At 66.5% G+C, this 25,284-nt stretch carries 26 protein-coding genes and 1 riboswitch; of the genes, 19 read left to right on the top strand and 7 right to left on the bottom strand.

Annotated features, from left to right (window positions below):
* Positions 1-17 precede the first annotated feature (17 nt).
* Positions 18-1,571: an AMP-binding protein gene (locus GFS60_RS10625; RefSeq protein WP_159921070.1), complete on the bottom strand. Its 1,554-nt coding sequence runs from the start codon at positions 1,569-1,571 to the stop codon at positions 18-20.
* A 161-nt stretch (positions 1,572-1,732) separates the two neighbouring features.
* On the opposite strand from GFS60_RS10625, the gene GFS60_RS10620 reads away from it, so the two are divergent.
* Both GFS60_RS10620 and GFS60_RS10615 read left to right on the top strand, forming a co-directional pair.
* Positions 1,733-2,551, top strand: a complete 819-nt coding sequence (locus GFS60_RS10620) for a maleylpyruvate isomerase family mycothiol-dependent enzyme (protein ID WP_159921068.1) — start codon at positions 1,733-1,735, stop codon at positions 2,549-2,551.
* Between the two features lie 5 nt (positions 2,552-2,556).
* On the top strand, positions 2,557-3,237 hold the full coding sequence (locus GFS60_RS10615; protein WP_159921066.1) for a Type 1 glutamine amidotransferase-like domain-containing protein: 681 nt from the start codon (positions 2,557-2,559) through the stop codon (positions 3,235-3,237).
* 42 nt (positions 3,238-3,279) lie between these two features.
* On the opposite strand, the gene GFS60_RS10610 is transcribed toward GFS60_RS10615, so the two are convergent.
* Entirely contained in the window at positions 3,280-3,609 is a 330-nt protein-coding gene (locus GFS60_RS10610) for a hypothetical protein (protein WP_109328568.1), read from the bottom strand.
* Between the two features lie 513 nt (positions 3,610-4,122).
* Here GFS60_RS10610 and GFS60_RS10605 point away from each other — a divergent pair.
* The 6 genes from GFS60_RS10605 (at position 4,123) to GFS60_RS10580 (ending at position 9,484) form a co-directional block, all read left to right on the top strand.
* Positions 4,123-5,496 carry an FAD-binding oxidoreductase gene (locus GFS60_RS10605; RefSeq protein ID WP_159921064.1) on the top strand — a complete coding sequence of 458 codons (1,374 nt, stop codon included), beginning with the start codon at positions 4,123-4,125 and terminating at the stop codon, positions 5,494-5,496.
* Between the two features lie 110 nt (positions 5,497-5,606).
* On the top strand, positions 5,607-6,779 hold the full coding sequence (locus tag GFS60_RS10600) for a DUF4185 domain-containing protein (protein ID WP_159921062.1): 1,173 nt from the start codon (positions 5,607-5,609) through the stop codon (positions 6,777-6,779).
* A gap of 56 nt (positions 6,780-6,835) precedes the next feature.
* On the top strand, positions 6,836-7,111 hold the full coding sequence (locus GFS60_RS10595) for a GNAT family N-acetyltransferase (protein WP_109328564.1): 276 nt from the start codon (positions 6,836-6,838) through the stop codon (positions 7,109-7,111).
* The gene (locus GFS60_RS10590) at positions 7,095-7,637 is read left to right on the top strand and encodes a DUF3558 domain-containing protein (protein WP_159921060.1); all 543 of its coding nucleotides are present in this window, start codon (positions 7,095-7,097) and stop codon (positions 7,635-7,637) included. The genes GFS60_RS10595 and GFS60_RS10590 overlap by 17 nt, the downstream gene beginning before the upstream one ends.
* Complete coding sequence (locus tag GFS60_RS10585; RefSeq protein ID WP_159921058.1) at positions 7,634-8,158, top strand: DUF3558 domain-containing protein; 525 nt, start codon at positions 7,634-7,636, stop codon at positions 8,156-8,158. The genes GFS60_RS10590 and GFS60_RS10585 overlap by 4 nt, the downstream gene beginning before the upstream one ends.
* An 84-nt stretch (positions 8,159-8,242) precedes the next feature.
* Positions 8,243-9,484, top strand: coding sequence for an MFS transporter (locus tag GFS60_RS10580; protein ID WP_159921056.1), 1,242 nt, complete (start codon positions 8,243-8,245; stop codon positions 9,482-9,484).
* Here the strand turns inward: GFS60_RS10580 and GFS60_RS10575 are convergent.
* Positions 9,477-11,030, bottom strand: coding sequence for a carboxylesterase/lipase family protein (locus GFS60_RS10575; protein WP_159927062.1), 1,554 nt, complete (start codon positions 11,028-11,030; stop codon positions 9,477-9,479). The two genes, GFS60_RS10580 and GFS60_RS10575, sit on opposite strands and share 8 nt — an antisense overlap.
* A 110-nt stretch (positions 11,031-11,140) precedes the next feature.
* Positions 11,141-11,236: riboswitch (TPP riboswitch) on the top strand.
* Here GFS60_RS10575 and GFS60_RS10570 point away from each other — a divergent pair.
* The 4 genes from GFS60_RS10570 to GFS60_RS10555 all read left to right on the top strand — a co-directional run bounded on the left by GFS60_RS10570 (position 11,230) and on the right by GFS60_RS10555 (position 14,581).
* Positions 11,230-11,952 (top strand): TenA family protein, encoded by a 723-nt coding sequence (locus tag GFS60_RS10570; protein WP_159921054.1) that lies wholly within the window; start codon positions 11,230-11,232, stop codon positions 11,950-11,952. (Overlaps the previous riboswitch by 7 nt.)
* Positions 11,949-12,977 carry an ABC transporter substrate-binding protein gene (locus GFS60_RS10565; protein ID WP_159927060.1) on the top strand — a complete coding sequence of 343 codons (1,029 nt, stop codon included), beginning with the start codon at positions 11,949-11,951 and terminating at the stop codon, positions 12,975-12,977. The genes GFS60_RS10570 and GFS60_RS10565 overlap by 4 nt, the downstream gene beginning before the upstream one ends.
* Positions 12,955-13,776: an ABC transporter permease gene (locus GFS60_RS10560; RefSeq protein WP_159921052.1), complete on the top strand. Its 822-nt coding sequence runs from the start codon at positions 12,955-12,957 to the stop codon at positions 13,774-13,776. Before GFS60_RS10565 ends, GFS60_RS10560 begins: the two co-directional genes overlap by 23 nt.
* Entirely contained in the window at positions 13,769-14,581 is an 813-nt protein-coding gene (locus GFS60_RS10555; RefSeq protein ID WP_159921050.1) for an ABC transporter ATP-binding protein, read from the top strand. The genes GFS60_RS10560 and GFS60_RS10555 overlap by 8 nt, the downstream gene beginning before the upstream one ends.
* Positions 14,582-14,613: 32 nt before the next feature.
* Here the strand turns inward: GFS60_RS10555 and GFS60_RS10550 are convergent, their stop codons facing one another.
* A complete protein-coding gene (locus tag GFS60_RS10550) occupies positions 14,614-15,978 on the bottom strand; it encodes a WS/DGAT/MGAT family O-acyltransferase (protein WP_201453546.1) in 1,365 nt (454 codons plus the stop codon).
* A gap of 175 nt (positions 15,979-16,153) precedes the next feature.
* On the opposite strand from GFS60_RS10550, the gene GFS60_RS10545 reads away from it, so the two are divergent.
* Entirely contained in the window at positions 16,154-17,179 is a 1,026-nt protein-coding gene (locus GFS60_RS10545) for an alpha/beta hydrolase (protein ID WP_109328548.1), read from the top strand.
* A 3-nt stretch (positions 17,180-17,182) separates the two neighbouring features.
* Here GFS60_RS10545 and GFS60_RS39930 read toward each other — a convergent pair whose 3' ends face one another.
* The gene (locus GFS60_RS39930) at positions 17,183-17,305 is read right to left on the bottom strand and encodes a hypothetical protein (protein WP_257792474.1); all 123 of its coding nucleotides are present in this window, start codon (positions 17,303-17,305) and stop codon (positions 17,183-17,185) included.
* A 172-nt stretch (positions 17,306-17,477) separates the two neighbouring features.
* On the opposite strand from GFS60_RS39930, the gene GFS60_RS10540 reads away from it, so the two are divergent.
* The 6 genes from GFS60_RS10540 (at position 17,478) to GFS60_RS10520 (ending at position 22,741) form a co-directional block, all read left to right on the top strand.
* Positions 17,478-18,041, top strand: coding sequence for a hypothetical protein (locus GFS60_RS10540; RefSeq protein WP_159921046.1), 564 nt, complete (start codon positions 17,478-17,480; stop codon positions 18,039-18,041).
* A gap of 125 nt (positions 18,042-18,166) precedes the next feature.
* Positions 18,167-19,156, top strand: a complete 990-nt coding sequence (locus GFS60_RS10535; RefSeq protein ID WP_159921044.1) for a hypothetical protein — start codon at positions 18,167-18,169, stop codon at positions 19,154-19,156.
* A gap of 2 nt (positions 19,157-19,158) precedes the next feature.
* Positions 19,159-19,860 (top strand): ESX secretion-associated protein EspG, encoded by a 702-nt coding sequence (locus GFS60_RS10530; protein WP_236603437.1) that lies wholly within the window; start codon positions 19,159-19,161, stop codon positions 19,858-19,860.
* Positions 19,861-19,930: 70 nt separating this feature from the next.
* Entirely contained in the window at positions 19,931-21,322 is a 1,392-nt protein-coding gene (locus GFS60_RS10525; protein WP_159921042.1) for a T3SS (YopN, CesT) and YbjN peptide-binding chaperone 1, read from the top strand.
* A gap of 95 nt (positions 21,323-21,417) precedes the next feature.
* On the top strand, positions 21,418-21,552 hold the full coding sequence (locus GFS60_RS39925) for a hypothetical protein (protein ID WP_257792473.1): 135 nt from the start codon (positions 21,418-21,420) through the stop codon (positions 21,550-21,552).
* 163 nt (positions 21,553-21,715) lie between these two features.
* Complete coding sequence (locus tag GFS60_RS10520; RefSeq protein WP_159921040.1) at positions 21,716-22,741, top strand: ABC transporter substrate-binding protein; 1,026 nt, start codon at positions 21,716-21,718, stop codon at positions 22,739-22,741.
* Here GFS60_RS10520 and GFS60_RS10515 read toward each other — a convergent pair.
* Both GFS60_RS10515 and GFS60_RS10510 read right to left on the bottom strand, forming a co-directional pair.
* Positions 22,716-24,026 (bottom strand): MFS transporter, encoded by a 1,311-nt coding sequence (locus tag GFS60_RS10515; RefSeq protein WP_236603436.1) that lies wholly within the window; start codon positions 24,024-24,026, stop codon positions 22,716-22,718. The genes GFS60_RS10520 and GFS60_RS10515 overlap by 26 nt on opposite strands.
* Before the next feature lie 51 nt (positions 24,027-24,077).
* Positions 24,078-25,202: a methyltransferase gene (locus GFS60_RS10510; protein ID WP_159921038.1), complete on the bottom strand. Its 1,125-nt coding sequence runs from the start codon at positions 25,200-25,202 to the stop codon at positions 24,078-24,080.
* Between the last annotated feature and the right edge of the window lie 82 nt (positions 25,203-25,284).

Genomic DNA, 25,284 nt, shown 5'->3' with positions numbered 1-25,284 from the left:
ACGCGGGGACTCTCTGATCAGCCAATTGTCTTCGCCCCCGCGAGATACCGTGCCCGCAGCTTGTGCTTGACGAGTTTGCCCGTGGGCGTGCGCGGCAGGTCGTCCGAGAAATCGATGCTCCGAGGCGCCTTGAAGTGCGTCACCCGGTCCCGCACGTAGTCCAGTAGTTCACGGGCGACCGCATCCGAGGGCTCCACATCGTCGACGAGTTGGACCACAGCCTTGACCTGTTCGCCCATTTCCTCGTCCGGCACACCGATCACCGCGACGTCGAAGACCTTGGGATGCATGGTGAGAATGTTCTCGGACTCCTGCGGGTAGATGTTCACCCCGCCGGAGATGATCATGAAGGCCGCCCGGTCCGTGAGGTACAGAAACCGATCGTCGTCGAGGTATCCGATGTCACCGCTAGTGGTCCACGTCGGATGACTGGGATGCGTTGCGGATTCGGTCTTGGCCGGGTCGTTGTGGTATTCGAACGGCCGCTCCTCGCGCTCCCAGTACACCGTTCCGATCTCACCGGTGGGCAGCTCCGCACCGGTGTCGTCGCAGATGTGCACGATGCCCATCACCCCGTCGTGCCCGACGGATCCCGGCTTGGCGAGTGCCTGCGCACTGTCGATGAACGTGGCGCCGGCACCTTCGGTGGAGGCGTAGTACTCGTGGATCACCGGGCCCCACCAGTCGATCATCGCACGCTTCACCTCGGGCGGACAGGGGGCTGCCGCATGAATCGCCACCTTCAGACTCGACACGTCGAACTTCTCGCGAACTTCATTCGGCAACTTGAGCATTCGCACGAACATGGTGGGAACCCACTGACTGTGCGTCACCTCGTACTTCTCGATCAGGCGCAACGCCTCCTCTGCGTCGAACCTGTCCATGAGGATGATGGTTCCGCCGACGGACGTGATGGTGCCGCAGAAGCGGAGGGGCGCCGCGTGATACAGCGGCGCGGGGCACAGGTAGACGGTGTCCGCGTCGAATCCGTACATGGGCGCGAACACCGCCGTGTACGGGTCCGTCGTCGAGTCGACTTCACCTTCCGGCAGTGCGGGTTTGATTCCCTTCGGCCTGCCGGTGGTACCCGACGAGTAGAGCATGTCCCGCCCACGAGGTTGCGTCTCCAGTGGGTCGCCGGACTGCGCCGCCACCGCCGCGTCGTAGCTGTCGAAGCCGTCCAGTTCACCGCCGTAGACGAGCCGGTGCCGGACGCCGGGCAACTGGGCCGGGTCGGCGGGAATTGCCAGTGCCGCATCAGCCGAGGCGATGAGAACGGCGGCTCCGCAGTCGTTCACGACGTAGCCGGCTTCGTCCGCGGTGAGGTGCCAGTTCACCACGGTGATGTAGAGGCCCGATCGCAGGGCCGCCCAGTAGACCTCCAGAACACGGAGGTCGTTGCTCGACACCAGAGCCAGGTGATCCCCGACCTTCAGGCCGAGCCCACGCAGGTGTCGCGCCAACCGGATGGACCGCTCATCCAGCTGCCGGTAGGTGAGCTGCTCCCCCGTCGACGGCCGGACGACGGCCGGCTTGTCCGGGGTGGTGGCGACAAAATTTCCGGGAAACATCCACGCTCCTTTGTTAATGGAGATTCTCATCATCGGTCTACCACAGGCATCCGCGGACGGGGCCCGTTCACGCTCACCGGCCGCAGACTTTCCCGTGGCCAAAACACCGGGCCACCACCCGGCAAGGTCCTACAGTTGAAGCGAGAGGAGGGCCATCAGACGTGACTGCCCTACAGAAGGAACGGATACTCGACGCGCTGTTCGAAGAATGGGACGTGCTCGACCAGTTGCTGTCCTCGGTGACGGGTGACGACTGGTTCACGCCCACCCCCCTGCCCGGGTGGACCGTGCACGACGTCACCGCCCACCTGATCGGTACCGAATCGATGCTCGCGGGGATACCGGCACCGCACACCACCGTCGATGTCCACGGATTCGCGCATGTGCGCAACGAGATCGGAGCGTTCAACGAACGGTGGGTAGAGGGACTGCGCGGGCGGCCCGGCACCGAGATGCTCGACCGCTTCCGGGACATCACCGAGCGCAGGCGCTCCGAACTGGCGCAGATGACGGATGAGATGTTAGACGCCGAGACCGCCACACCGGTCGGCCCAGCACCCTATATCCGGTTCATGCGCGTCCGCGTGTTCGATTGCTGGATGCACGAACTCGACATCCGCGACGCGCTGGGTGTTGCCGGGGACGAGGGCGGAGTCCGCGGTGACACCGCGTTCGAGGAGATCATGGGAGCGGTCGGGTTCCTCGTCGGAAAGCGTGGCAAGGCGCCGTCGGGCTCGCGCATCGCCCTCGAGTTGACTGGTCCGCTCGCGAGAGAAATCCACGTCGCCGTCGACGGGCGCGCAGCGGTGGTGGACGAGTTGCCGGGCGACGCCACCACGACGATCACACTCGACTCCCGGCTGTTCACCCGTCTTGCCGGGGGCCGGGTGAAGGCCGCGGATCACCGCGACGCCATCACCCTCGGCGGTGACACCGCCGTCGGCAAGCAGATCGTCGACAATCTCACTTTCACGATCTGACCGCGATGCGCTTGTTCCTGTCGTCCTACCGGTTCGGAGCCGACCCCGCACCGCTGATGTCGCTCGTCGGAAAGCCGGGACGGGTGGGTGTGATCGCGGCAGCAGCCGACGCCTGGCCACCGTCCGCCCGCGCCTCAGCGGTGGTCAGTGATGTGGCGCCGCTGCGGCGCCTGGGGTTCTCGCCGGAGGAAGTCGATCTTCGCGACTACATCGGAACGCAGAACGGCGGCACGAGCGGGCTGCGAGATCGGCTGGCGGGATTCGGCATGCTCTGGGTGCGGGGCGGAAACACGTTCGTCCTGCGTGCCCAGATGGCGCGTAGTGGTGCGGACGATGTTCTTCGCGACCTGCTGAGAAACGATTCGCTCGTCTACGCCGGATACAGCGCGGGCGCCTGCGTCATGACACCGACGTTGCGCGGTCTCGACTCCTCCGATGACCCGTCGGAGGTTTTCGGGACCTGCGGCATGCAGCCGATCTGGGAAGGCCTCGGGGTGGTGCCATTCGCGATCGTGCCGCATCACCCGCCTGCGACGCCCTCAGGCGGCGAAGAGACGGTGCCCCTGGAAGACGCGGCCGCTGTCCGGCGTACCGTCGCCGCGTTGCGTGTCGCGGGAATCGAGTACCGCACGCTGACGGACGAACAGGCAATCGTGGTGGACGGAGAGTCCACCGAGCTCATGTGACGAAACACCGCGCGTGCCAGTTGCGGAGACGCCAGGAGGACGTCAGCCGAAGACGGCGACGGGCATCGACGGCGCGAACGGGGCGACGCGGTCGAGTGCTGCCCAGGTGACCTCGCAGCGCTTGGCGGTGACCTCATCGGCGTCGGCGAGCAGGGTGTTGAGGAGAACCTTGGGGTTCAGACTCCACTCGGTGACCATCGCGCGAACTTCGTCGTTCGTGAACAATCCCGAGCCGGCCAGGGCGAAGACCCACTCATCGAATTCCCCGCGGTGAATCTGTTCGATGGAGTCGTAGTCGATACCACCGTCGATGAACTCGTACGAGAACATCGCGGAAATGTAGCTGCTGGGGTCTCGGTGGAGTGCGTGCATCGTGCGGGTCCTTCCGGGGTCGGTGCGGCAAAACCGGCCCCAAGTTGCGATCTGACTCACATTTCGTGAGATTCTCCGTTTGGGTGTAACGCCTCGCCGGTGTTTGACGATGCAGAACGCTAACCCGGGAAAGTGCTTTTTTGCATTGCCCCCTCGATACGATCCGGTAACAGAGTGACGAATGTGACCTGAGTTACATCGAAAACTCCCAAGCCCGAATTTGCCCCGAGGCGCGACTACCTGCAGGTTTCCCGCACGGGAGGGTTCTATACCCCTCCGTCGTCCAAGGCAAAAAAATTAACACCCCTGTTCTCACATAGTGGGACTCGTACGCGTCGGTAACAAGTTGAGCGGTCGAGACCCGCCCCGACCTGTACTGAACGTCCAGGTTGAGGCCATATCTGAAGGGAAGCCTCCGAATCGGTTCAGTTGGACGCTCGACCAAATCGGGTGCAGTCCAGTCTGGGCGGCGCTACCGTCGGGTACGCCGCCACCGCCCGCGAGGAGCACAACATGACGATCGCACCGGACGTTCTCGCGGAACTCGACGCTGCCCTCCCCCATGGATGCCTGCTCACCGATCCGGATCTTCTCGCGTCCTACAGCCACGACTGGGCACGCGACCCGGACGCTGTCCTGCCCGCCGCCGTTGCACGGCCGACGCGCACCGAGGAGGTCCAGGCGGTGCTGCGCTGGGCCGGCAGACATCGGGTCCCGGTGATCCCCCGCGGGGCCGGTTCGGGTCTCAGCGGAGGTGCCACCGCGGTACGGGACAGCGTCGTCGTCAGTACCGAGCGGATGCGCCGGATCGACGTCGACCCCGTCACCCGTATCGCCGTCGCCCAGCCCGGCCTGCTCAACGCCGAGGTCAAGGCGGCGGCCGCGGAACATGGGTTGTGGTATCCGCCCGACCCGTCCTCGTTCGAGATGTGCACCATCGGCGGCAACGTGGCGACCAACGCCGGCGGGCTGTGCTGCGTGAAGTACGGGGTCACCACCGACTACGTGCTCGGCCTCCAAGTGGTGCTTGCGGACGGAACGGCGGTGCGGTTGGGCGGACCCCGCCTCAAGGATGTCGCCGGACTGTCGCTGACCAAACTTTTCGTCGGCAGTGAGGGCACGCTCGGAGTCGTCACCGAGGTAACCCTCAGACTGATCCCGGCGCAACCGCCGTCGTGCACCTTGGTCGCGACGTTCGCGTCGGTGCAGGCGGCCGCCGACACCGTGCTGGCCATCACGCGCTCGCTGCGCCCGTCGATGCTGGAGTTCATGGACCGCACGACGATCGGCGCCGTCGAGGATGCGCTGAAGATGGGCCTGGACCGGACTGCAGAAGCCATGCTCATCGCCCGCTCGGATGCACCGGGGGCGATTGCCTCGGAGGAGATCTCGCTCATGGCCGACGCCTGCACCGTGAGCGGCGCGTCAGAGGTGTTCACCACCGACGATCCCGAGGAGGGCGAAGCCTTCGCAGCGGCAAGGCGATTCGCCATTCCCGCAGTGGAGCGACTCGGAAGCCTTCTCCTCGAGGACGTCGGAGTCCCACTGCCGAAGCTGCCCGCGCTGGTCGAAGGCATTGCGTCCATCGCACGGACACGAAATGTGCTGATCGCCGTCATTGCTCATGCCGGCGACGGCAATACGCATCCACTCATCGTGTTCGATCCCGCGGATGCCGCGATGGCGGCACGGGCCCGGCTCGCGTTCGGCGAGATCATGGATCTCGCCATTTCCCTCGGGGGAACGATCACCGGTGAACACGGGGTGGGAAGGCTGAAGAAGGCGTGGCTTCCCGACCAAGTGGGTAAGGACGTCATGGATGTGACGGCCCGGGTGAAGCAGGCGCTCGATCCTCTGGGAATCCTCAACCCGGGCGCCATTCTGTAGGTATCCGCGGCCGTCACGGTACCCAAATGGTTATGCAAGGGGCTGGTGTGACAGCTGAGGTGTTGCTAGCGTGACCGGACCTGCTCGAAATGTCGCAGAGAGGTGCGCCCGTGACCAAGCTCCGCCGTGTCGTTTCACTGGCCATGCCCGCCCTATTGGCGTCTAGCTGCACGTTTTTCGCGTGGTCACCCTCCGTCGCGACGGCGGCGCCGTGCCTCGGATCAGGCAGCCTGGGTTCGAGCTCGAACAACGATATCAATCCGATTCCATGGCTGAACGGCAGCGACGGCCGCCTTCCCGAACTACGCGGCCACACGCAGGCCGTCGCACACATCACCGGGCCCCGCAGTCCCAACGACACGATCTTCCGATTCAGCGTCCTCGGAACCGACCTCGGCATCATGTGGGACAACGGAGCCGGCCAGGTTCTCACCGCCTTCGGCGATACGGTCGGCCTCAGCGACAATCCCCTGTGCGGGCTCGTCGGCGACTGGCGCAGCAACATTCTGCTTCGCAGCAGCGACCGCGATCTCGCCAACGGTATGAGTATCGACAACTCGCCCGTGGACCGCCCGAATCATTCCAAGGAAATCATCCAGAGCAAGAAGATTCCGGGCGTCGAGCAAACTGTCATCCCCACCACCGGCATTTCGGTGGGTCCCGTGCAGTACATCAATTACATGTCCGTGCGGAGCTGGGGCGCTCCCGGCGAATGGGACACCAACGCGTCGGGAATCGCGTACTCCGTCGACAACGGCGAGAACTGGGTCACGGATCCGCTGACCCTGCGTCCCAATGTGCCCGGCACCGGTGCCGAGAACTTCCAGATGGGCTCCTACGTCAAACACGACGGTTTCGTCTACGCCTTCGGCACGCCGTCCGGCCGTTCGGGTGACGCACGGTTGTCGCGGGTGCCGGAAGCGGAGATTCGAAACCTCACCGCGTACGAGTACTGGGACGGCAAGGCATGGGTGAAGGCGAATGCCGCCCTTGCCGCCCCCGTGATCCCAGGGCCCGTCAGCGAGCTGTCCGTGCAGTTCAACGAGTACCTCGGCCAGTTCGTCGCGATGTACACGGACGCCGGCAACTCGGTGGTCATGCGGCGGTCCGATCGGCTCGAATCCGGCTGGAGTGCACCGGAAGTGTTGGTGAGCAGCCGCGACGTGCCCGAGCTGTACGGCGCCTACATGCATCCGTGGTCGAAGGGGTCGGATCTGTACTTCCTCGCCACCACCTGGTCCGACTACAACGTCATGCTCCTGCGCACCAACCTCGCCGACTGACGGTAATCTGCGAGTGTGCGCAGCACTGCACGCTCGATGCGAACAGAGGAGTGGTTGTGGCGGTCAAGGTAGAGCACGACGTGTCCGAGTCCCGGTTCGAGATCTTCCTCGACGGTCAGCTCGCCGGGTACGCCGATTACGCCGAGAGGAACGGTGTCCGCGACTTCCACCACACCGTCACCTACCCGCAGTTCCGGGGGCAGGGATTGGCCGCTCAACTGGTCAAAGCTGCCCTGGACGACACGAAGGATCGTGGCTTCTCCGTGGTTCCGTCCTGCTCGTACGTCGAGCATTACATCGCCGAGAATCCGAGCTATGCGGAGCTCGTCTGAGTCGGAGCGTCTGGCCGTCCGTGGCATGTGTGCCGCTGCCGCCGCCCTCACACTGGTCGGCTGCGCATCAGGAAACGGTGACGATGCCGGCATGCCGGACACCCTTCCGCGGACGTCGACGGCCGCCCGGCCGGGAGCCTTCGTGGGCGAGTGCGGCTCACTCACCGACGGCGAGGTCTACGAGCGGGCGGGGATGTCCGGGCTCACGCCCGTGTCCCGCAATGGAATCAAATGCCGCTGGGAGGCCGACGGCGGAGCCCGATATGTGATGTTCACCTGGTACCGCGGCAGCCCGATCGACCGGGAACGGTCGGTGGCGCAGGGAATCGGGCACGAGGTCCACGACCTCGACATCGCCGGGCATCGGGGGTTTTCCTCACAGAACGAGGGATTCTGCGAGGTGGCGGTGGCGACGGGGGCGGATTTCGTGCACTGGCTGGTCCGGTACGGCGTCGGCGTCACACCGTCCGATCCGTGCGCAGCTCCTACCGCTCTCGTCGACCTCACTCTGAAGAAGGCGAAATGAGGGCCGTCCGCACATTCGCCGCCGTTGTCGCGGCAGTGCTCCTGCTTACCGGGTGCGGTAACTCGATCACCGGCACTCCCCTCCCTGAAGGTGCAGGTATGAGCGTCGGTGGCTCCGACCGATTCGACAAGCTGCTGCGCGAGTGTGAGGCGGTCCCGAACGAGAAGATCGCGGAGGTGCTCGGCGGTGACGGAATCGATCAGTACTTCTACGGCGCTGTCTGCATGTGGACGGTGTTGTCGCACGCCGGTTCCCTCGACGTGACGTTCGGCTGGTTCGAGAACAACTCGCTGCAGCGCGAGCGTGATGTCGCCGATCGGCTCGGGTACCAGGTGGAGACCACCTCCGTCGCAGGTGCGTCGGCCTTCACCGCCCGGCGGCCAGGTGACAGTGCGACGTGCGGAATCACCGCCGCCTACTCCGGGGTGATCACCTGGTGGGTGCAGAACCGTTCGGGTACGGGCGATCCTTGTGCGGGGGCTCGGACCCTCGCGGAATTGACGCTACAGCGCAATCAGTGACGAGTACAAAATGGGTCGCGGCGGTCTCGGCGGCGCTGTTAGCGTCGAGTAAACACCTTTCCGCTCCGACCAGAGGACTCAGCCGTGACCGCCACCGAGACGGCAGCGCCTCGCCGGCTCGGCCCTCTGGTGCTGCTCAATCTGGCAACCCTGTTCTCCGCCACCGGGAACGGTATCGCGATCGTCGTGTTGCCGTGGTTGGTGCTGGAGCGAACCGGCCGCGCCTCCGACGCCGCGGTGGTCGCCGGCGCGGCCACTCTTCCCCTTCTGTTGTCGAGTCTGTTCGCGGGCACCGTCGTCGACCTGTTCGGTCGGCGCCGCACCTCGATCATCTCCGATTGCCTCTCCGCACTCTCGGCTGCCGCCATCCCGATCGTGGCAAACACGGCGGGCCTATCGGTCCTGGTCATAGCCGTCCTCGCGGCAGTCGGCGCCGCGTTCGACCCGGCAGGCATCGCGGCGAGGGAATCGATGCTGCCTGCAGCCACGACGTCGGCCGGGTGGTCGCTCGACCGGATGAACAGCCTCTACGAAGCCAATTACAACGTGGCCTACCTGGTCGGACCGGGTATCGGCGGGGTCCTGATCGCCACGGTCGGGGCCGAGAACACATTGTGGGTGACCGCCCTCGGCTTCGTCTTGTCCATCGTCACCATCACCTTCCTCCGGCTCGACAATGCCGGCCGGCCCGACGCCTCGTCGGCGCCGACCTCACTCTGGCGCGGCACCGTCGAGGGTTTGAAGTTCGTGTGGCACAACCGCCTTCTGCGCACGATCGCCTTGGTCGACATGGCGGTGGTCGCGCTGTACCTGCCTGTCGAGTCCGTCGTGTTCCCGGTGTACTTCACCGAACTCGACAAACCCGCACAGCTGGGTTCGGTGCTGATGGCACTGAGCGTCGGCGGAGTCGTGGGGGCCCTGGCGTACGGGCCGCTCTCCCCCTTCGTGTCCAAACGGGTGATCATGCTCGTCGCGGTGATCGTCCTGGGCGCAGCCATGGTGGCCATGGCGTTTCTCCCGCCCCTGTGGGCGATCCTCGCGCTGGCCTTGCTGCAGGGACTCGTCTTCGGGCCGGTCGGCCCGATTGCCAACTATGCCATGCAAACTCGTAGCCCCGAGCACATGCGCGGACGGATTACGGGGGTCATGACGTCCACGGCGTACGCTGCCGGTCCGCTGGGCTATCTGCTTGCCGGGCCGATGATCGACGCCTGGGGCATTCAGCCGACGTTCTTCGTGCTCGCCGTCCCGGTCCTCGTCCTCGGTATCGCCTGTTGCGCGTTTCCGGTTCTGAAGGAACTGGACGCCCCGGCGACCGTCAGCTGAAGCCCATCACCTCGTTGCCCCAGGCCAGGCGCATCTCGCGGTCCGGGTCCTGTACAAGGGTGTCGGAGCTGTCGATCAGCAGCGTTGCGCGAGTGTTCTCGTCGTAGGGAGCCCAGTGTTTCGACCCGTCCAACGCCGCCGGAACGCCGTGCCGCACGAACGCGAGCCAGCGGCGCTGGACGCGGCCGGACACCTCCATTGCCGTCTTCCGCCCGCCCAGCCAGAACGTGGGATCGACGTTCAGGGTGCCGAAGTTGCCGAACACGTACGGCAGCTCGGTGGCATGCCCCGCCCCGATGCGCGCAGCCTTGAGGATCGGGGTGGCTGCATCGAACCGGTACATCCACGTCGGTGAGTGGCGACTGTGTGCGTCGGCCACCCACAGGGCGGGCATCCGGAACGCGGCATCTCGGGACATCGCCAGCGCACCCCGAGATTTTGCGCGGTCCGGGTAGGCGGCCAGGATGTCGGCGAGCCGGTTGGCGGGGAGGTCGGGATGATCGGCGGCGATGGCCCGGAGCATCTCCTGCACCGAATCGGACGTGACCGGCAGCAACGGCGACTTCATCAGCTTGAAGAGCGAGGACTCGTCCTTGTTGGAACCGATGATGAGCGGGATCCGGTGGGAGTACCCCTTCTGGAATGCTGCCACCGGGTACCGCGGCAGGAAATCGCGGTCGACGACAGGCGCCATGGCAAGTGTGCCCGGAATCTTGGTGGGCACCTCGTTGACCAGCGTGTCGCTGGCTTCGATGATCTGGTCGTACGGAAGGCGGAGGAGAGTGGCGGATGCCTCCGGCGCCAGCCCGAGGATGTCGAGGAATTGCCGGGCCACCGTGGCGGCGCGCTCGCTCCCGTAGACGGAGGTGGCCGGTGGGCTCTGCGCGATCGCACGGTGGAACAGTCCTTCCGCGCTCGGACAGGTCATCAGTGTGGTGATCGATCCGGCGCCGGACGATTCGCCGAACACTGTGACCTCGTCCGGATCCCCGCCGAAGGCCGAAATGTTCTCACGCACCCATGCCAGTGCCGCGACCTGATCGCGTAGTCCGATGTTGGTCTCGAACACGTGCTCAGCCGTGGAGAACGACGACAGGTCGAGGAAGCCGAGCGCACCCACCCGGTAGTTGAACGACACCACCACCAGGTCACCGACAGTGGACAGGATGCGCCCGTCGTAGATGCTCTGCGCCGCCGTTCCCAGGCAGTACGCACCCCCGTGGACCCACACCATCACCGGCCGCGGTGTGCCGTCCGGCTCCGGGGCCCACACATTGATCGAGAGGCAGTCCTCGTCCATCTCGAGTCCCGCGTCGATCGGCACGGCGGTGCCGTGCCCCTGCGGCGCCATGGGCCCGAAGACGGCGCAGTCGCGCACACCGTTCCAGGGGGACGGGGGGGCCGGCGCCCGGAAGCGCAGCGCTCCGACGGGGGCTGCCGCGAACGGGATGCCCTTCCATGCGTAGACGTCGCCGTCGGCGTGCCCGCACACCGCTCCGTCGCGGGCGCGGACGACCAGCGTGTCGCCGGACTTCTCGACTTCCACGACTGACACCCCCTCACCGGGAATCTCCGGCCAAGGTACCAACGATGCGCAGGGGCGTCCGGGTGAACGGGGCTTTTCCGCTCTCCCGGCGGGCGGTGCTAGGGTCGGCTTGTTCTGACACGGGGTGCTCCGCACGGGCGGGGCTGAGATCACACCCGGGAACCTGCTCAGGTAATGCTGACGAAGGGATGTCATTGTAGTGAACAGCTCTGTCCATGATGCCGCCGTCGTGGGCCGGCACACCAGATTCACGGACCTCTTATGGGACCGGACCACGGTGTTGCGGGACGCGATCGACGAGCTCGAATTTCTCCGCCGACTCGGTGACGGCACGCTTCCGCTGGACGTGTTCCGCACGTACATCGAACAGGACTTTCTGTACCTCACCGGGTACGCGAAAGCGCTGTCACTGGTGGCCGCGCACGCTCCGGACCCGGTCGCGGCCGGATTCTGGGCCAACTCCGCCGCCACCGCAGCCACCGTCGAGGCCAGCCTGCACCAGAATCTGCTGAGCGGCGGAAAGTTGCCCGCGTCGGACGCTCAGCCGCAGCATTCGCAGGCCTGCCTCGGGTACGTCTCCTACCTGACGGCCGTCGCCGCCACCGAGCCGTATCCGGTTGCCGCGGCTGCGGTACTGCCCTGCTTCTGGATCTACGCCGACGTGGGACGACGACTCGCCGCCAGCGCCCGCGAGGTGCTCTCCGCGGACCCGTCGCATCCGTACGCGCAGTGGGTGACCACCTACGATGCCGAAGAATTCCACGCTGCCGTGGCCACCGCCCGCGAACTGGTGGACGCTGCCGCCGATGCCGCCACCGAAGCGCAGCGTGAGGCCATGATCGAGGCGTTCGTCGTCGCCAGCCGGTACGAACTCCTGTTCTGGGATACCGCCCTGAACGAGCAGAAGTGGCCGAAGTCGTGACGTTCTTCGCGCGCACCAAGCGCGCCGCCGCTGCAGCCGTCGTCCTCGTGTCCGCACTCTCTGTACTGGCCGGGTGCGCCGGCAACGGGTCGTCGGACGACACCATCAGATTCGCCCTCGACTGGACGCCGAACACCAATCACACCGGTTTGTTCGTCGCCCTCGAACAGGGCTATTTCGCCGACGCCGGACTCGACGTGGAGGTTCTGCCGTACAACGACACGTCCCCTGACACGCTCGTCGACGCCGGCAATGCCGAGTTCGGCGTGAGTTTCCAGAGTTCGGCGACGTTCTCCAAGGCTGCGGGTGCCCAGACGAAGTCCGTGCTCGCACCTCTGCAGCACTGGGCCACGGGCATCGCGGTCAGGGCAGACCGCCCCGACATCACCCGTCCTCGGGACTTGGACGGCAAGATCTACGCGGGCTTCGCCGACCCCGACGGCGAAGCGACGCTGAAACAGATCATCCGCAACGACGGCGGCAAGGGTGAGTTCACCACCGTCACCCTCGGCACGTCCGCGTACGAGGCGGTCTACTCCGGCACCGCCGACTTCACCGTGTCCTTCTTCGCGTGGGAAGGCATCGAGGCCGCGCACCAGGGAACGCCGATGCGGTACTTCCACTACACGGACTTCGGATTTCCCGACGCGTATGCACTCGTGATCGAGGGCAACGAGGGATGGATGGCCGAGCACCCCGAGGAGGCACGGAAGTTCGTCCAGGCCCTGCAGCGGGGCTACCAGTTCGCGGCCGACCAGCCCGATCAGGCCGCGCAGATGCTGATCGACGCCAATCCCGGTGCGTTCCCGGACGAGTCGCTGGTGCGGGAAAGCCAGCAGATGCTCTCGTCGCAGTACATGAAAGATCCCGCCGGGTCCGTCGGTACACAGACCACGGAGAAGTGGGCAGGGTACTCGGGCTTCCTGTTCGAACACGGCTTGCTGACGGGACCCGACGGAGCGCCGCTGACCGCCGAGCCCGACTGGTCGACATATTTCACCAATGAGTACCTCGACACACCCTGAGACGAGTTCTCGCTCCGCGGGGCCGGGGACGTCCTCGGTCCTGCGGCGGGGACTCCCTGCGCTCGTGGTCGTCGTGGCGCTGGTGGTCGCCTGGCAGATTTATGTCAGTGTCAGCGGAATCCGTCCGCAGGTGCTGCCGTCGCCGCTCCGTGTGGTCGCGCAGGGGTGGCGTGCCCGCGACGTCATCGCCGGACATGCCTCCGCCACCCTTCAGGTCACCATCATCGGCTTCGCGGTGTCTCTGCTGTGTGCCTGGGCGCTCGCGGTTTTGGTCGATTTCTCGCCATGGCTGCGGCGCGCGTTCGTGCCGCTGTTCGTGGTGTCGCAGACACTGCCCATCATCGCGATCGCACCACTGATGATCATCTGGTTCGGCTTCGGCTTGCTGCCCAAGATTCTCGTCATCGCGCTCGCCACCTTCTTCCCGATGACGATCGGCCTGATCGAAGGGTTCGCGGCGGCCGATCGGGAGGCCGGATCACTGCTGCGCAGCATGGGCGCGTCCCGGTGGCAGGAGTTCCGCTACGTCCGACTGCCCTCGGCAATTCCGCGCTTTTTCACGGCCCTGCGGATCGGCATCACCTACGCCGTCGTGGGAGCGGTGTTCGCCGAATACGTCGGCGCAACCTCGGGTCTGGGCATTTACATGGCCACCCAGAAGAACTCGTTCCGGACCGACCTGGTGTTGGCCGCGGTGCTCGTGACAGCGGTGATCAGCGTCAGCCTCTACCTGCTCACCTTCGCGGTCGAACGTGCCGTCGCGCCGTGGATCGCCGCCGAGAGGGGCCGTAATGACTGACGACGCGCGGGTCGAACTGTGCGGGTTGTCCAAGGCCTTCCCGGTTCGCGGCGGCGTCCGGCCCGTACTCGACACGGTGTCGTTCACCGTCGAACCGGGCGAGTTCGTGTCGGTCATCGGACCGAGCGGGTGCGGGAAGAGCACAGCGTTCGCGATGCTCGCCGGACTCGACCGACCCGACTCCGGCACCGTCACGATCGGCGGCACGCCGGTGCCCGCGGCCGGTGGCGGTTCGGCACAGTGTGCCTACATGCCGCAGAAGGACCTTCTGTTCCCGTGGCGCACCGTTCTCGACAACACCACCCTCGGTCTCGAGGTGCAGGGCATGCCCCGACGTGACGCACGCGAACGCGCCCGCGCCCTCTTCCCCGTGTTCGGCCTCGCCGGGTTCGAGGACGCGCGACCCAGCCAGTTGTCGGGCGGGATGCGGCAACGCGCTGCGATGCTCCGCACCGTCGTTCAGGAGCGCCCCGTTCTCCTCCTCGACGAACCGTTCGGTGCCCTGGATTCCTTGACCCGCACCGAGATGCAGGCCTGGTTGCAGGAGGTGTGGCAGCGCTATCGGTGGACGGTGTTGATGATCACCCACGACATTCGTGAAGCCGTGTACTTGTCGGACCGGGTGGTCGTCCTGTCGGCACGCCCGGCCACCGTCCGGCGTGAGGTGACCGTGGATCTGCCCCGCCCCCGGGAGCTGTCGATGATGACGTCCCCGGAGTTCGCGGACGTCGAACACGAACTTCTCGAGGTCTTGCACGAGGAGTCGAAGCGCGCGCTGGTCGAGCAGGAGTCGCGGCGAGGCTGACCACGCCGCGCCCCCGCTCGAGCAACGTCACGTCACACCAGGGCCTTCTCGAGTTCCGCGAGCGCCGTTTCGAGGTGGATGAGGATCCGCTGCAAACTCGGAACCGATCGCCGGCATCCCACCACCCCGAAGTCGAGATTGCCACCGTTGTTGGTAAGGGTGATGTTGAGGGCCTGCCCGTCCAGCACCACCGACGTCGGATAAAGCCCGTCGAGACGGGATCCGTTGAAGTACATCGTTTTCGGTGGTCCTGGAACGTTGGAAATGATCACATTGAACGGCGGCGGCGTGAGGCGCACCACGCCCGGAATCGGAGTCAGGGCGATCGGCGACATGTTGACCGCCGACCACGCCAGCGCCTGCATCGGGGTGAGACTGCTGAACAACTCTTTTCCCTGGGACATGGACGCCGAGATGGCCGACAGCCGATCGGCCGGGTCCTCGATGTCTGTCGCCAGATTGCACAACGTGACTCCCACGGAGTTGCCTCCGGCGTCCACCTTCTTCTCGTCACGCAAGGAGACGGGAACCATGGCGATGAGCGGCGCGTCCGGCAATCCATCCTGTTCGGTCAGGTAGTGGCGCAATGCTCCGGCGCACATGGCGAGCACGACGTCGTTGACACTCACCCCCGCCGACTTACGCACGGCGTTGACACGCTCGAGCGGCCACGACTGGGCGGCGAAACGCCGCGCGCCCCCGATCGGGACGTTCAGCATGGTCCTGGGCGCCTCGTACGGGAACTTCATATCGTGTTGCCCCAGCGCGGTACGGGCGATGCGCAGGGAAGCCGGGGCGAGACCGGCCACCTCACCGACCGTTCGGCGGAGGCCGCCGAACACCGAACGGAGGTCCAGACCACCGCCGCTGTCCGGTTTCTTCTCCCCGCGCGGCAAGTTCCACGGCGGCGGGGCATCACGCACCGTGGGGTCCGTGGTCAGCGTGCGTTGCAGCAACCGGAGCCCGGATACGCCATCCATCAGCGAATGATGCAATTTGGTGTAGATCGCGAACCGTCCGTCGCTGAGCCCCTCGATCACATACATCTCCCACAAGGGGCGGTGACGGTCGAGGAGCGTGCCGTGCAGCCGGGAGGTGAGCGTGAGCAGCTCCCGGACCCGGCACGGCGCCGGCAACGCCGAATGCCGAACGTGGTATTCGAGATCCACGTTGTCGCCCTCGTCCGCCCACCACAGGTTGCCGACGCTGCCGACGGGACCCTGCGGCTTCTTCCGGAACGTGGAGTCGACGGTCGTGTGCGACAGCATCGTGTCGAGCATCGTCTTCACGTAGCCGGGCCCGGCATCATCGGGCGGAGTAAACAATTCGAGCGACCCGACATGCATCGGATGCTCCCTCGATTCGCCTAACAGGAATATCGAATCGGTAACCGGCATTATCCCCACCTGGACGTTCACCCCCGCTCGGTCACTATCCCATTACGACTTTCCTGTGGATGGTACGTCGGGCGTAGCGTCCGTGCGCACAACTCCGATATAGATCGTGCGGCGCAAAAACGGTGACTCCGACCACGGGCGTCACCGGACGACCGCGGACCGAAGGAGGCAGGCCATGAGCACTGCAGCTGCGGAGTTCTGCCCCTCGCCGCTACCGCTGACCCGGCGCGACTTCGTGGGGACGAGCGTGCAGTCCGCTGCCCTCGCGCACACCCTCCGGCGCACCGTCCGGCCGTTCCTCGACGGCTGGGCCCGCTACCCCGACCTGCCGTGGCCCACCGGGGTGGTCGACTATCTCGGGTACTCCCTCGGCCCCGTCCGCGGGACCCAGCGGAGGCCGATCCGACTTCCCCACTGCCGCGCCGAATGGATCCGCCCCGCCGGCGAGAACGGCAACCGGGCCATCTTGTACCTGCACGGCGGCGCCTTTCTGTGCTGCGGAATCAATTCGCACCGGCAGATGGTGTCCCGTATCTCGACCGAATCCCAGGCGTCCACCTTGAACGTGGCTTACCGGATGATCCCGCAGAATCCGATCCGCGCGGCGGTGGACGACGGGGTCGACGGCTACCGCTGGCTCCTCGCGCACGGTTACACCGCCGATCGGATCGTCATCGCCGGCGACTCCGCGGGCGGTTTCCTGACATTCATGGTGACGCTCGAAGCATTACGGCAGGGACTTCCCCGCCCCGCCGCGGATGTCGCGCTGTCGCCGCTGACCGACCTGGACCCGGTCAACAAGCTGGCGCACCCCAACGCCGACCTGTGCGCGGTGTTCCCCCGGCGCGCGGTCGGCGCACTGTCGACACTCATCGAACGCCTCGATACCCGCGGCGGGCACCAACCGTCCACCTCCCCCGTGGACGGCGACCTCGCTGCGATGCCGCCCGCGCTGATCCAGACCGGTTCGCAGGAAATGGTGTACGTCGACGCGGAGTTGATGTCGCAACGACTCTCCCAGGCGGGCGTCCCGTGCGAACTGCAGATCTGGGAACGCCAGGTGCACGTCTTCCAGGCCGCTGCGGGGCTGCTCCCCGAGGGCAGAAAGGCGATTCGGGAGATCGGCCGCTTCATCCGTGAGTCCACACCCGTGAGCACTTCTGCACACCCCGCTGTTAACAAGTACTCACGGGTGAGTTAACCGTCACGACGCGAAGAGGATGGCGGACGCAGCGACAGCCACCCCGGCTCGCGCGGACAGCGACGTGCGGCGGAAGAACTTGTCGAGTAGAGACATCATTACCCCCGGTCGGAGCGATATGGACACCGATCGATCGTGATCGTGGGGGCTGTACCGAACAAGAGTTCTCGTCAACGTGCGCCGAACCCGGCAACTATCGAGCGAACCCTCCGGATGCTCTCGGCGGGCGTACACGTGCGGCGTTCGAGCAGGCCACCCTCTATGGTGGACGCATTTGGACGCCGACGACAGGTAGCGAATGGACGACAGAACCGTAGCGATCGGGGCACTTGCGATTGCCGCTGTATCCGCGGTCTCGGGCATCATGGTGGGCGCTGCGGGCGGGGTGTTCGACAGCAGTAATGCGTATGTGGCGCCGCCCCCGCTGTCCTCGGAGGGATTGCAGGCCGCCGGTGCTTACAGCGCCGAGCCCGCGACCTACCAGGTTTTTGTGCCACCGACCCCGACGTGGCAGATGGCGGACCTCACCACACCGCGAGCGATCCCGGTCACCACCGAGCCCGCCCCGACCACCACGTTGCCGCCCGCGGCGGCGCCCCTGCCTCCTGCCCCGGTTGCGACGATCGTTCCTCGCCCCACCGTCAACGTTGCCCCCGTCATCCAGCCTCCGGTCGCCCGGGCGCCCGTCACTCAGCCCCCGGTTACCCAGCCCGCGGTCACGCGCGCGCCGGTGATCACGACCACCGAGGCGCCCGATGCACGGGCCGCAGCGGGAATTCCCGCCCAACCGGCCCCGACTACCACCACGACGACCCGTCCGGTGATCACCATTCCGCCGGTGACCACCCGTCCGCAGCGCTGAACGTCGCCGGACCGTCGCGAAGATTCGTGATGGTGTGACGCGTCGAGCCGCCTGTAAGGTGGCTTCCCGCCGGGTCGGGGGGATCCATTCGGGGACCGAGAGTGGCCGGCATGGGAGGGCTTCACATGAGTGACGAGTACGACCACCGGGCGAGTGGCGAGAACTTCCAGTCGGAGCAGTGGGACCACCGCGCGATCAGAGGCGCCGTCGAGGCGATGTCGCCGGCGACGTCCGAGGCGGTGGCGGCCGCCTGGGACGAGATCGGCCGCCGATTCCAGGACTCGATCACCGCTTTTCATGACGCCACCCGTAGTGCGCTCGCGAGCGGGTGGCGGGGACCCGCTGCCGGGGCTGCCGCCTCCGCAATCGACTCCTACGTCGTGGGCGCGCACCCGGCGGGTGAAGGCTTCCGCGACGTCGGGGCGGCGCTACGGGAGGCGATTGCCGGGGCCGAAGCGGTCCGGGCGGCTGTCGGCGAACCGGTCGGGTACGCCACCGACTGGACGCGGGTGATGCCGTGGAATTGGAGCGGTGAAGCCGAATCCGTGGCTGCGGAGGACGCGGCGAAAGCGGCGATGGGCTCTGTCTACTCGTCGGCATACCAGACTGCGGGCGCACAGCTCCCCACCCTGGATGCTCGAACGCCCGACGCAGCCGAGATCACTTCGACGCACGCTGCCGCCGCTGGCCAGCCCGTCGGATTCGACTACGGCCCCAACGGAATACACGGGATTCCCAGCGCTCCACAGGTAGCAGAAGACACTCGCCCGGAGGACTTCCGCAACGAGCACCGACGAAGTGAAAGCCCTCACGACGATGTCACCGACGCACCCCGACAGCACGATGCGCCCGCCGGAACGGGCTCCGGGTCCGTGGCGGGTGCGGCCCTGGCCGGCGCGGTCGGCGGCGGGGTCGCTCAGTACGCGCACCGGGTGGTCGCCGCGCACCAGGCGGCGGCAGCCGCGCCTGCCCAGAAGCCGGCTGCGAAGTCTCAGTCGACGGGCACCGGTGAGCAGGCGCCCGCAGAGGAGCCCGCGTATCTCGAGAACATCGATCCGGGGAGTCCGGTCGTCGGCCCACTGTCCCACGTGTCCCCGGCTGTGATCGGCCGCTGAGCGTGACGCAGTGGACGTTGAGCGTCGGGCATTTCCCGGCGCTGTGGGCTAAGACCGGACAGGATCGTCTCCCGTTTCCCTTCCGTGGTGGGAGCCGACAAGCCGACGCCGCGGAGTATGCAGCCGAGCAGAGCAGAGTCAGGGACGAATTCTCCGGTCCCGAACACGACCACCTCGCGGCCGCGCTCGTGGTACTCGCCGAGCCGGAACTGCGGATCGAGATTTCGGGTTGTCTGGGCGAAGGCAGCAACACCCCGATCCGACTGCTCGGGGCGACGGCCCGAGGGCACGCGATCGCCGCCCAGCAGCATGCCGGCGCCGAAGTGGTGCTCCGCCGCTGCGAGCCCTACGACCTCGGCCGCCAGTTGATTGCCCAGCTTCCGGACGTCAACGCCGGCCACGCCCCCGGCACCGTGGTCACCCGCGCCGAGATGACCGGACCAGCAGAGCGGTCCGTGCGGTCCCGTGCGGTAACGAAGCTGCTCGAGCAGTCATCGACGAGCCAGGGCACCATCGCGGTGATCCGGGGTGGGCGGCACTCCTCGCAACCGGTGGGCGGTCTCGCCTGGCGCGACATCGACGGCGACGGTCGCTACCTGGTGTGGGGTGATACGACGGTGGCGGTGGAGCCGGGCACGTCCTGGGACCTCCTCGCCGCAGTCGACCGGCTGACCGGACGTATCGACGCCGGGCACCCCGTCTGAGCGTTTCGTCCCCTCCCGCGCTGCGGTGTCGGCGTTCGCGACTACCGTGTAGGGCGAAAGTAGGTGACCCGTGGCCGAGCCGGACGGAGCAGACATGCAGGACTTCGATCTGGACGTCAGCGTAAATCGCGATTGGGCCGAGTTCCAGCGTCGCCTCGCCGACTACCTGGCAGCGATGCACGACGAGGACCTTCTGGTACTCGAATCGGGCTTCGAGGAGCTCGACGAATCTCGTGGACTGATGCCCTGCATCCAATTCGTCGCCTGGGACGGCGACACGGTGCGCTGCGAGGTGCCGTCCAACCACTATCTGCACCCCGACCGCATGTTGTCGGACGCCGAACAGCACTACCTCACCGAGTTGGGCTGGAATCGACCGACCCGCGGTCCGGACGACGAGGCGGACGACGGGTCGCCCGCGTTCTTCGTCGACAAGAAGCGGTCGTGGTCCGATCAGCTCGCCGCGATGACCGTCGCCGCGTTCCGGGACGTGTGGGGAGTGACGCATCCGGCGTTCCTGAGCACCGAAACATCCAGCACCGACCCGGCCGCGGCATTCGATCCCGTCGCCGTGCGTCCGCCCCTGGTCACCCAGCTCGATCCCGCCGCAGCAGTCGTCCCACGCGACGCGGAGCATCTCCACGAGCTGATCACGCTGTCCCTGGTCCCGATGCTCGGCCTGCTACCCGAGCGGGACCCCGACGGCGACGTTCCGATTCGGGTCGGCAACACCATCCTGTTCATCGGCCCGCTCGCCGACTCGGTGGATGTGCAGCTCTTCGCGCCGCTCATCCACGACATCAGCGACCGCACCCGGGCAGCCGAGGTCACCGCGGACCTCAACCGGACGTGGTCGCGGATCAAGTTCGTGCTGGTGGACGACCGGTTGTCGGCGTTCCTCGAGGTGTCGGGCAATCCGTTCGTCCCGCAGCACCTCACCGACAGCTGCAAGGTGTTCTCCGACTTCCTGAGGACCGTCGACGGCGACTTCGCGGCGCGGTTCGGCGGACAGCTGTTCTTCCGCCGGGACGACGACCCCGACGAGGAGCCGGCCATCATCGTCGAAAGCCGCATGACGGCCGCCGAACTGCCCAACGAACTGCTCACGTTGTTCCACCTCGACCCCGAGGGCGACGGCGGTACCGATGCCGCGGTCGTCGCCGACGTCTGCGGTCACGACCGCGACCTCATCGTGTCGCTGCTCAACACCGGCACCGAGTGGGTCGCGCAGCTCCGCCGGGACGCCGACGAATTCCGTCAGCACGCCGAGACGGCGATGGCCGAGACGTCCGATTCGCATGCCGACGGCTGGGAGCGGGTAGTCGGGGATCTGCGTGACGCGCTGCGCACGATCGTCCTTCCGCCCCCTCATCCAGCTTCCGAAACGAAGCCCCGGCCGGAGCAGATGGGGCTGTTCAACAACCCGGAAGAGCAGACCCTTTTCGACGACCCGTCGTCCTGACGGCCCTCTTCTGTGATTGGTCCGGTCTACGCGAAATGTGGCGTAGTGTCGGCACTATCGGCGCCGTCCAGGTTCCGCTGTTCAGGGATGAGTCCATGGCCGACAAATCGCCCCGCAATTCCATGTCCAAGAAGTCCGGTAAGTCGTTGAAAGAAAAGCGCGCCGACAAGAAGTCGAAGTCGAACGGGCAGGTCGATCCAGAGATCGTCTCGCACGTCAAGAAGCGCTGACCCTTACCAGTGCGCCGTTGTGGTAGTTCCGACTACCGTGACGGCGCACTGTGCTGTCCCCAGCCCGCACCCGTCGCCATCGGGGCCCGAGTGCTCGCCCAACCGGCCGCCCGGCCCGTCGCCTATATTAGGGTACCCAAAGTGCTCGAAAGGACCCTGCCTCATGCCTCCCACCCTCAGTCGACGTGCCGTGTTGTCCCTGACGTTCGCGACCGTCGCAGGTCTTGCCGTGTCAGCATGCGGCTCGGACAGCGACTCGTCACCCGCCGCAGCCGGTGAAAACGCCTCTGGCGCAGAGCCGGGGGCCTTTCCGGTCACCATCGACCACGTGCACGGATCCACGACCCTCACCCAGGCACCGACACGGGTCGCTGCTGTCGGCATCGGTGACGCCGACGTCCTGCTCTCCCTCGGCGTGATTCCCGTCCTCGTTCCGGTCTGGAAGGGTTCTGTCGACGACGGTATCGGCCAGTGGGCCGACGCGAGCCTGGGCGGGGCCGACCCGATAGCGCTGGCCAACGCCACCAGCTCATTCGACGTCGAAACGATTGCCGCATCGACTCCCGACCTCATCGTGGCGGTGAACAACGCGATCAACGAGAGCACGTATCAGCAGCTCAGCGCTATCGCCCCGACCGTGCTCCATGCGGCCGATCAGACCGACTGGGTGCTGCCGTGGCAGGAGGTGACCCAGCGGATCGGTGCCGCGGTCGGGCTGCCCGAACGCGCCGCCGAGCAGGTCCGTGAGGTGGAGGAAGCCGTCGTTCGCGCGCGCACCGCCAACCCTCACTTCGCCGGCAAGTCGGCCGTCCTGGTGACGGTCCGTGGTGACGGGTCGCTGCGTGCCTTCAGCCCCTCCGCTGCTCGCAGCCAGCTGCTCACCCAGCTCGGTTTCGTGCTGCCCGCCGCATTGAGCACCCGCTTCGACAACGCGCTCTACTTTGACGTCTCCCCCGAAAACCTCGACCTCTTGGACGGCGATGTGCTGCTCGTCGACAACTACGACGCGGCCCGCGAGCGACTCACGTCCCTGCCGGCGTTCACCAATCTCGAGGTCGTGCGATCCGGTGGGCTCGTCGGACTCGATCCCGTCGTGAGCGATGCCGTGTCGATGCCGAACCCGTTGACCATCCCGTTCGTTCTCGACCAGTTCGTCGACAGGATCAACCGGACACCCGTCGGGGCATAATCGCGCGCACGGCTCCGGCGCGGGCCTTCCACACGGCGAGGGCGGCGGTGGCGGCGAACACGGCAGCGGACACCGCCACCCAGGAGGTGGCCGCTGGGACACGACCGAGATCGACGAGGTCGAAGATCGCCCCCACCGCCAGCGACCCGAGCAGGCAGAGCACCCCGCCGATCGTGTTGAGCATCCCGAAGTGCGCACCCAGGTTGGCCTCGCCGGCGAGGGCGCCGATCGTGTCGCGCATCGGAGGAATCATCAGCATCTGACCCAGGTGCAGTACGACCACCCACACTGCCAACAGGACGATCTGGACCAGCGGCGTAGCTGCCTGCCCGGCGCCGGCCACCGGAGCGAGGAATGACACGGCGATCAGGGTCAGCCCGCCGAGGATTGCCGCCCGGTGCCCGATGCGGTGGGCACAGGCCACCGTCGGAGTCTGACCGACGATCACGAACACGGCGGCTCCGACGTAGAACCAGCCGAGGGCGGCCTGCGAGCCGAGCCCCCGCTCGAGTTGGTCCGGCAACATCAAATACAGCTGGCTGTAGGCCAGCAACTGGAAGCTGCACAGCGCGGCGAACACCAGAAAGCTCTTGTTGGTCAGCACACTTCGCCACACCAACCGCAGCGTGGTTGCCTCCCGCACTGCCACGGCGGCGTCGTCGTCGGCGGGCAGCCAACGATAGAAACCCACCCACATCGCCGCGAACAGCATCGCCGCCGTGACCGCGGTCCACGAGAACGGGAAGGCCAATAACACCGCCCCCAGGGCGGGGCCGATCACCGTCCCGGTGCGGCTGCACATCTGTTCCATCGCGAAGAGATCCGTGCGCCGCATGACGCCCTGCTCTTGCAGCTTTCTGCCGTACACGGCATTGGCCGACTCGACGGCCGGGGCGAACAGGGCGGCGGCGACACCGATCAGCAGCACGCCCACAACCACCGCGATCATCGTGTCCGAAAACCCGAGCACCAGGAAGCCGACCACCCGAATCGCGATCCCCACGAGCACGGCCGGGCGGACGCCGAACCGATCGGCCACGCTGCCGCCCAGAAAGAACATGCCCTGCTGGCTGAACATCCGCAGACCGAGGACGAGCCCGACGGCCCAACCCGCGAAGCCCAGGTCGTCGGACAGGTGGACGGCGAGAAACGGGACCACCAGATAGAAGCCGACGTTGAACAAGACCATCGACGACAACAGCAATTTCACCGGCGGCGGCAACGCCCGTGCCCGAGGAAACACACCCTGGAAGCGGGTAGGCGAAGAAGGATAAGGCGGCGGCACAACTCACCACCCTATGGCGCACGGGTATTTCTCGGTGCGCCACGTCCCGGACTATCGCGTCGAGGGCACCAACCGCCACAGCGACGTCACTTCCCGAGCGCGCGCGGCATGCAGTGGGTCGGTGCGGTCGGCAACCTTTCCGTGCCGCGGTGTCACGTCGCGGCGTCCGGCGACAGTAAGTCCGGCTTCGTCGAAGAGGGCCAGAAGTTGGTCCCGGCTGCGCAGTCCCAGATGCTCGGCAATGTCGGAGAGCACGAGCCAGCCCTCTCCCCCGGGTTCGAGGTGCTCGATCAGACCCGCAAGAAAGCCGCGGAGCATCGCGCTGTCGGGGTCGTAGATGGCGTACTCGATGGGCGAGGTGGGTTTCGCGGGGATCCACGGCGGATTGCACACCACCAGGGGCGCACGACCTTCAGGGAACAAGTCCGCCTCCACCAGCTGCACGCGGTCCGAGTAGCCGAGTCGCTCCAGGTTGGCCCGGGCGGAGGCGAGGGCATTCGAATCAACCTCTGTGGCAAACACTTTCTTTACGCCGCGGTGGGCGAGTACCGCCGCGAGCACGCCCGTTCCGGTGCCGATGTCGAATGCCTTCTCGAGCGACGGCAGCGGGGTTTCCGCTACCAGGTCGACGTATTCGCCGCGGATCGGGGAGAACACGCCGTACCCGGGGTGGATTCGGGCGCCCAGGGCCGGAATGTCGACGCCCTTCTTCTGCCATTCGTGGGCACCGATCGCGCCGAGCAGGTCGCGCAGAGTGGTGACCGTGGGCTGATCGCTCGGCCCGTACGCCTCCAGCACGGCCTGCCGCACGTCGGGGGCCCGTCGCAACGGAACGGACTGATCGGCGTCGAACGGGACCAGCAGCATGCCGAGAATGCCCGCCCGCCTCGACTGCGTCTGCCGGTGCAGGTGAAAGGCGGTCGCGGGGTCGTCCGAGGCCTTCCGCGGTTTGCGGTCGGTCCGCTTCGCGACGGCGACGGACAGTTGCCGGGCGTTGTGAAAGTCGCCGCGCCACAACAGCGCCGTCCCCTCGCAAGCGAGACGGTAGGCCTCGTCGGCTGTCATGGTGTCGTCTGCCACCCGGATCTTCTTCGGCGGCCTCGCACCGCTGGTAGACCGCCACACCGCCGAATGCTCGGTGCCGTCCTCGGTCCAGCGGACGAACTCGTTTTCCATCGCACCACCATAGGCGCTTCGCGCCCGTGCGCCTTTTTGGGCTCTACTGCTGTGATCGTGGGTGGAGTTCGGTGCGGGTGAG

It is taken from the genome of Rhodococcus sp. WAY2 (genome assembly GCF_009859915.1).
Lineage (GTDB): Bacteria > Actinomycetota > Actinomycetes > Mycobacteriales > Mycobacteriaceae > Rhodococcus_F > Rhodococcus_F oxybenzonivorans.
Note: the sequence above shows the minus strand (reverse complement) of the source record. Positions and strands in the feature narration are given on the sequence as shown.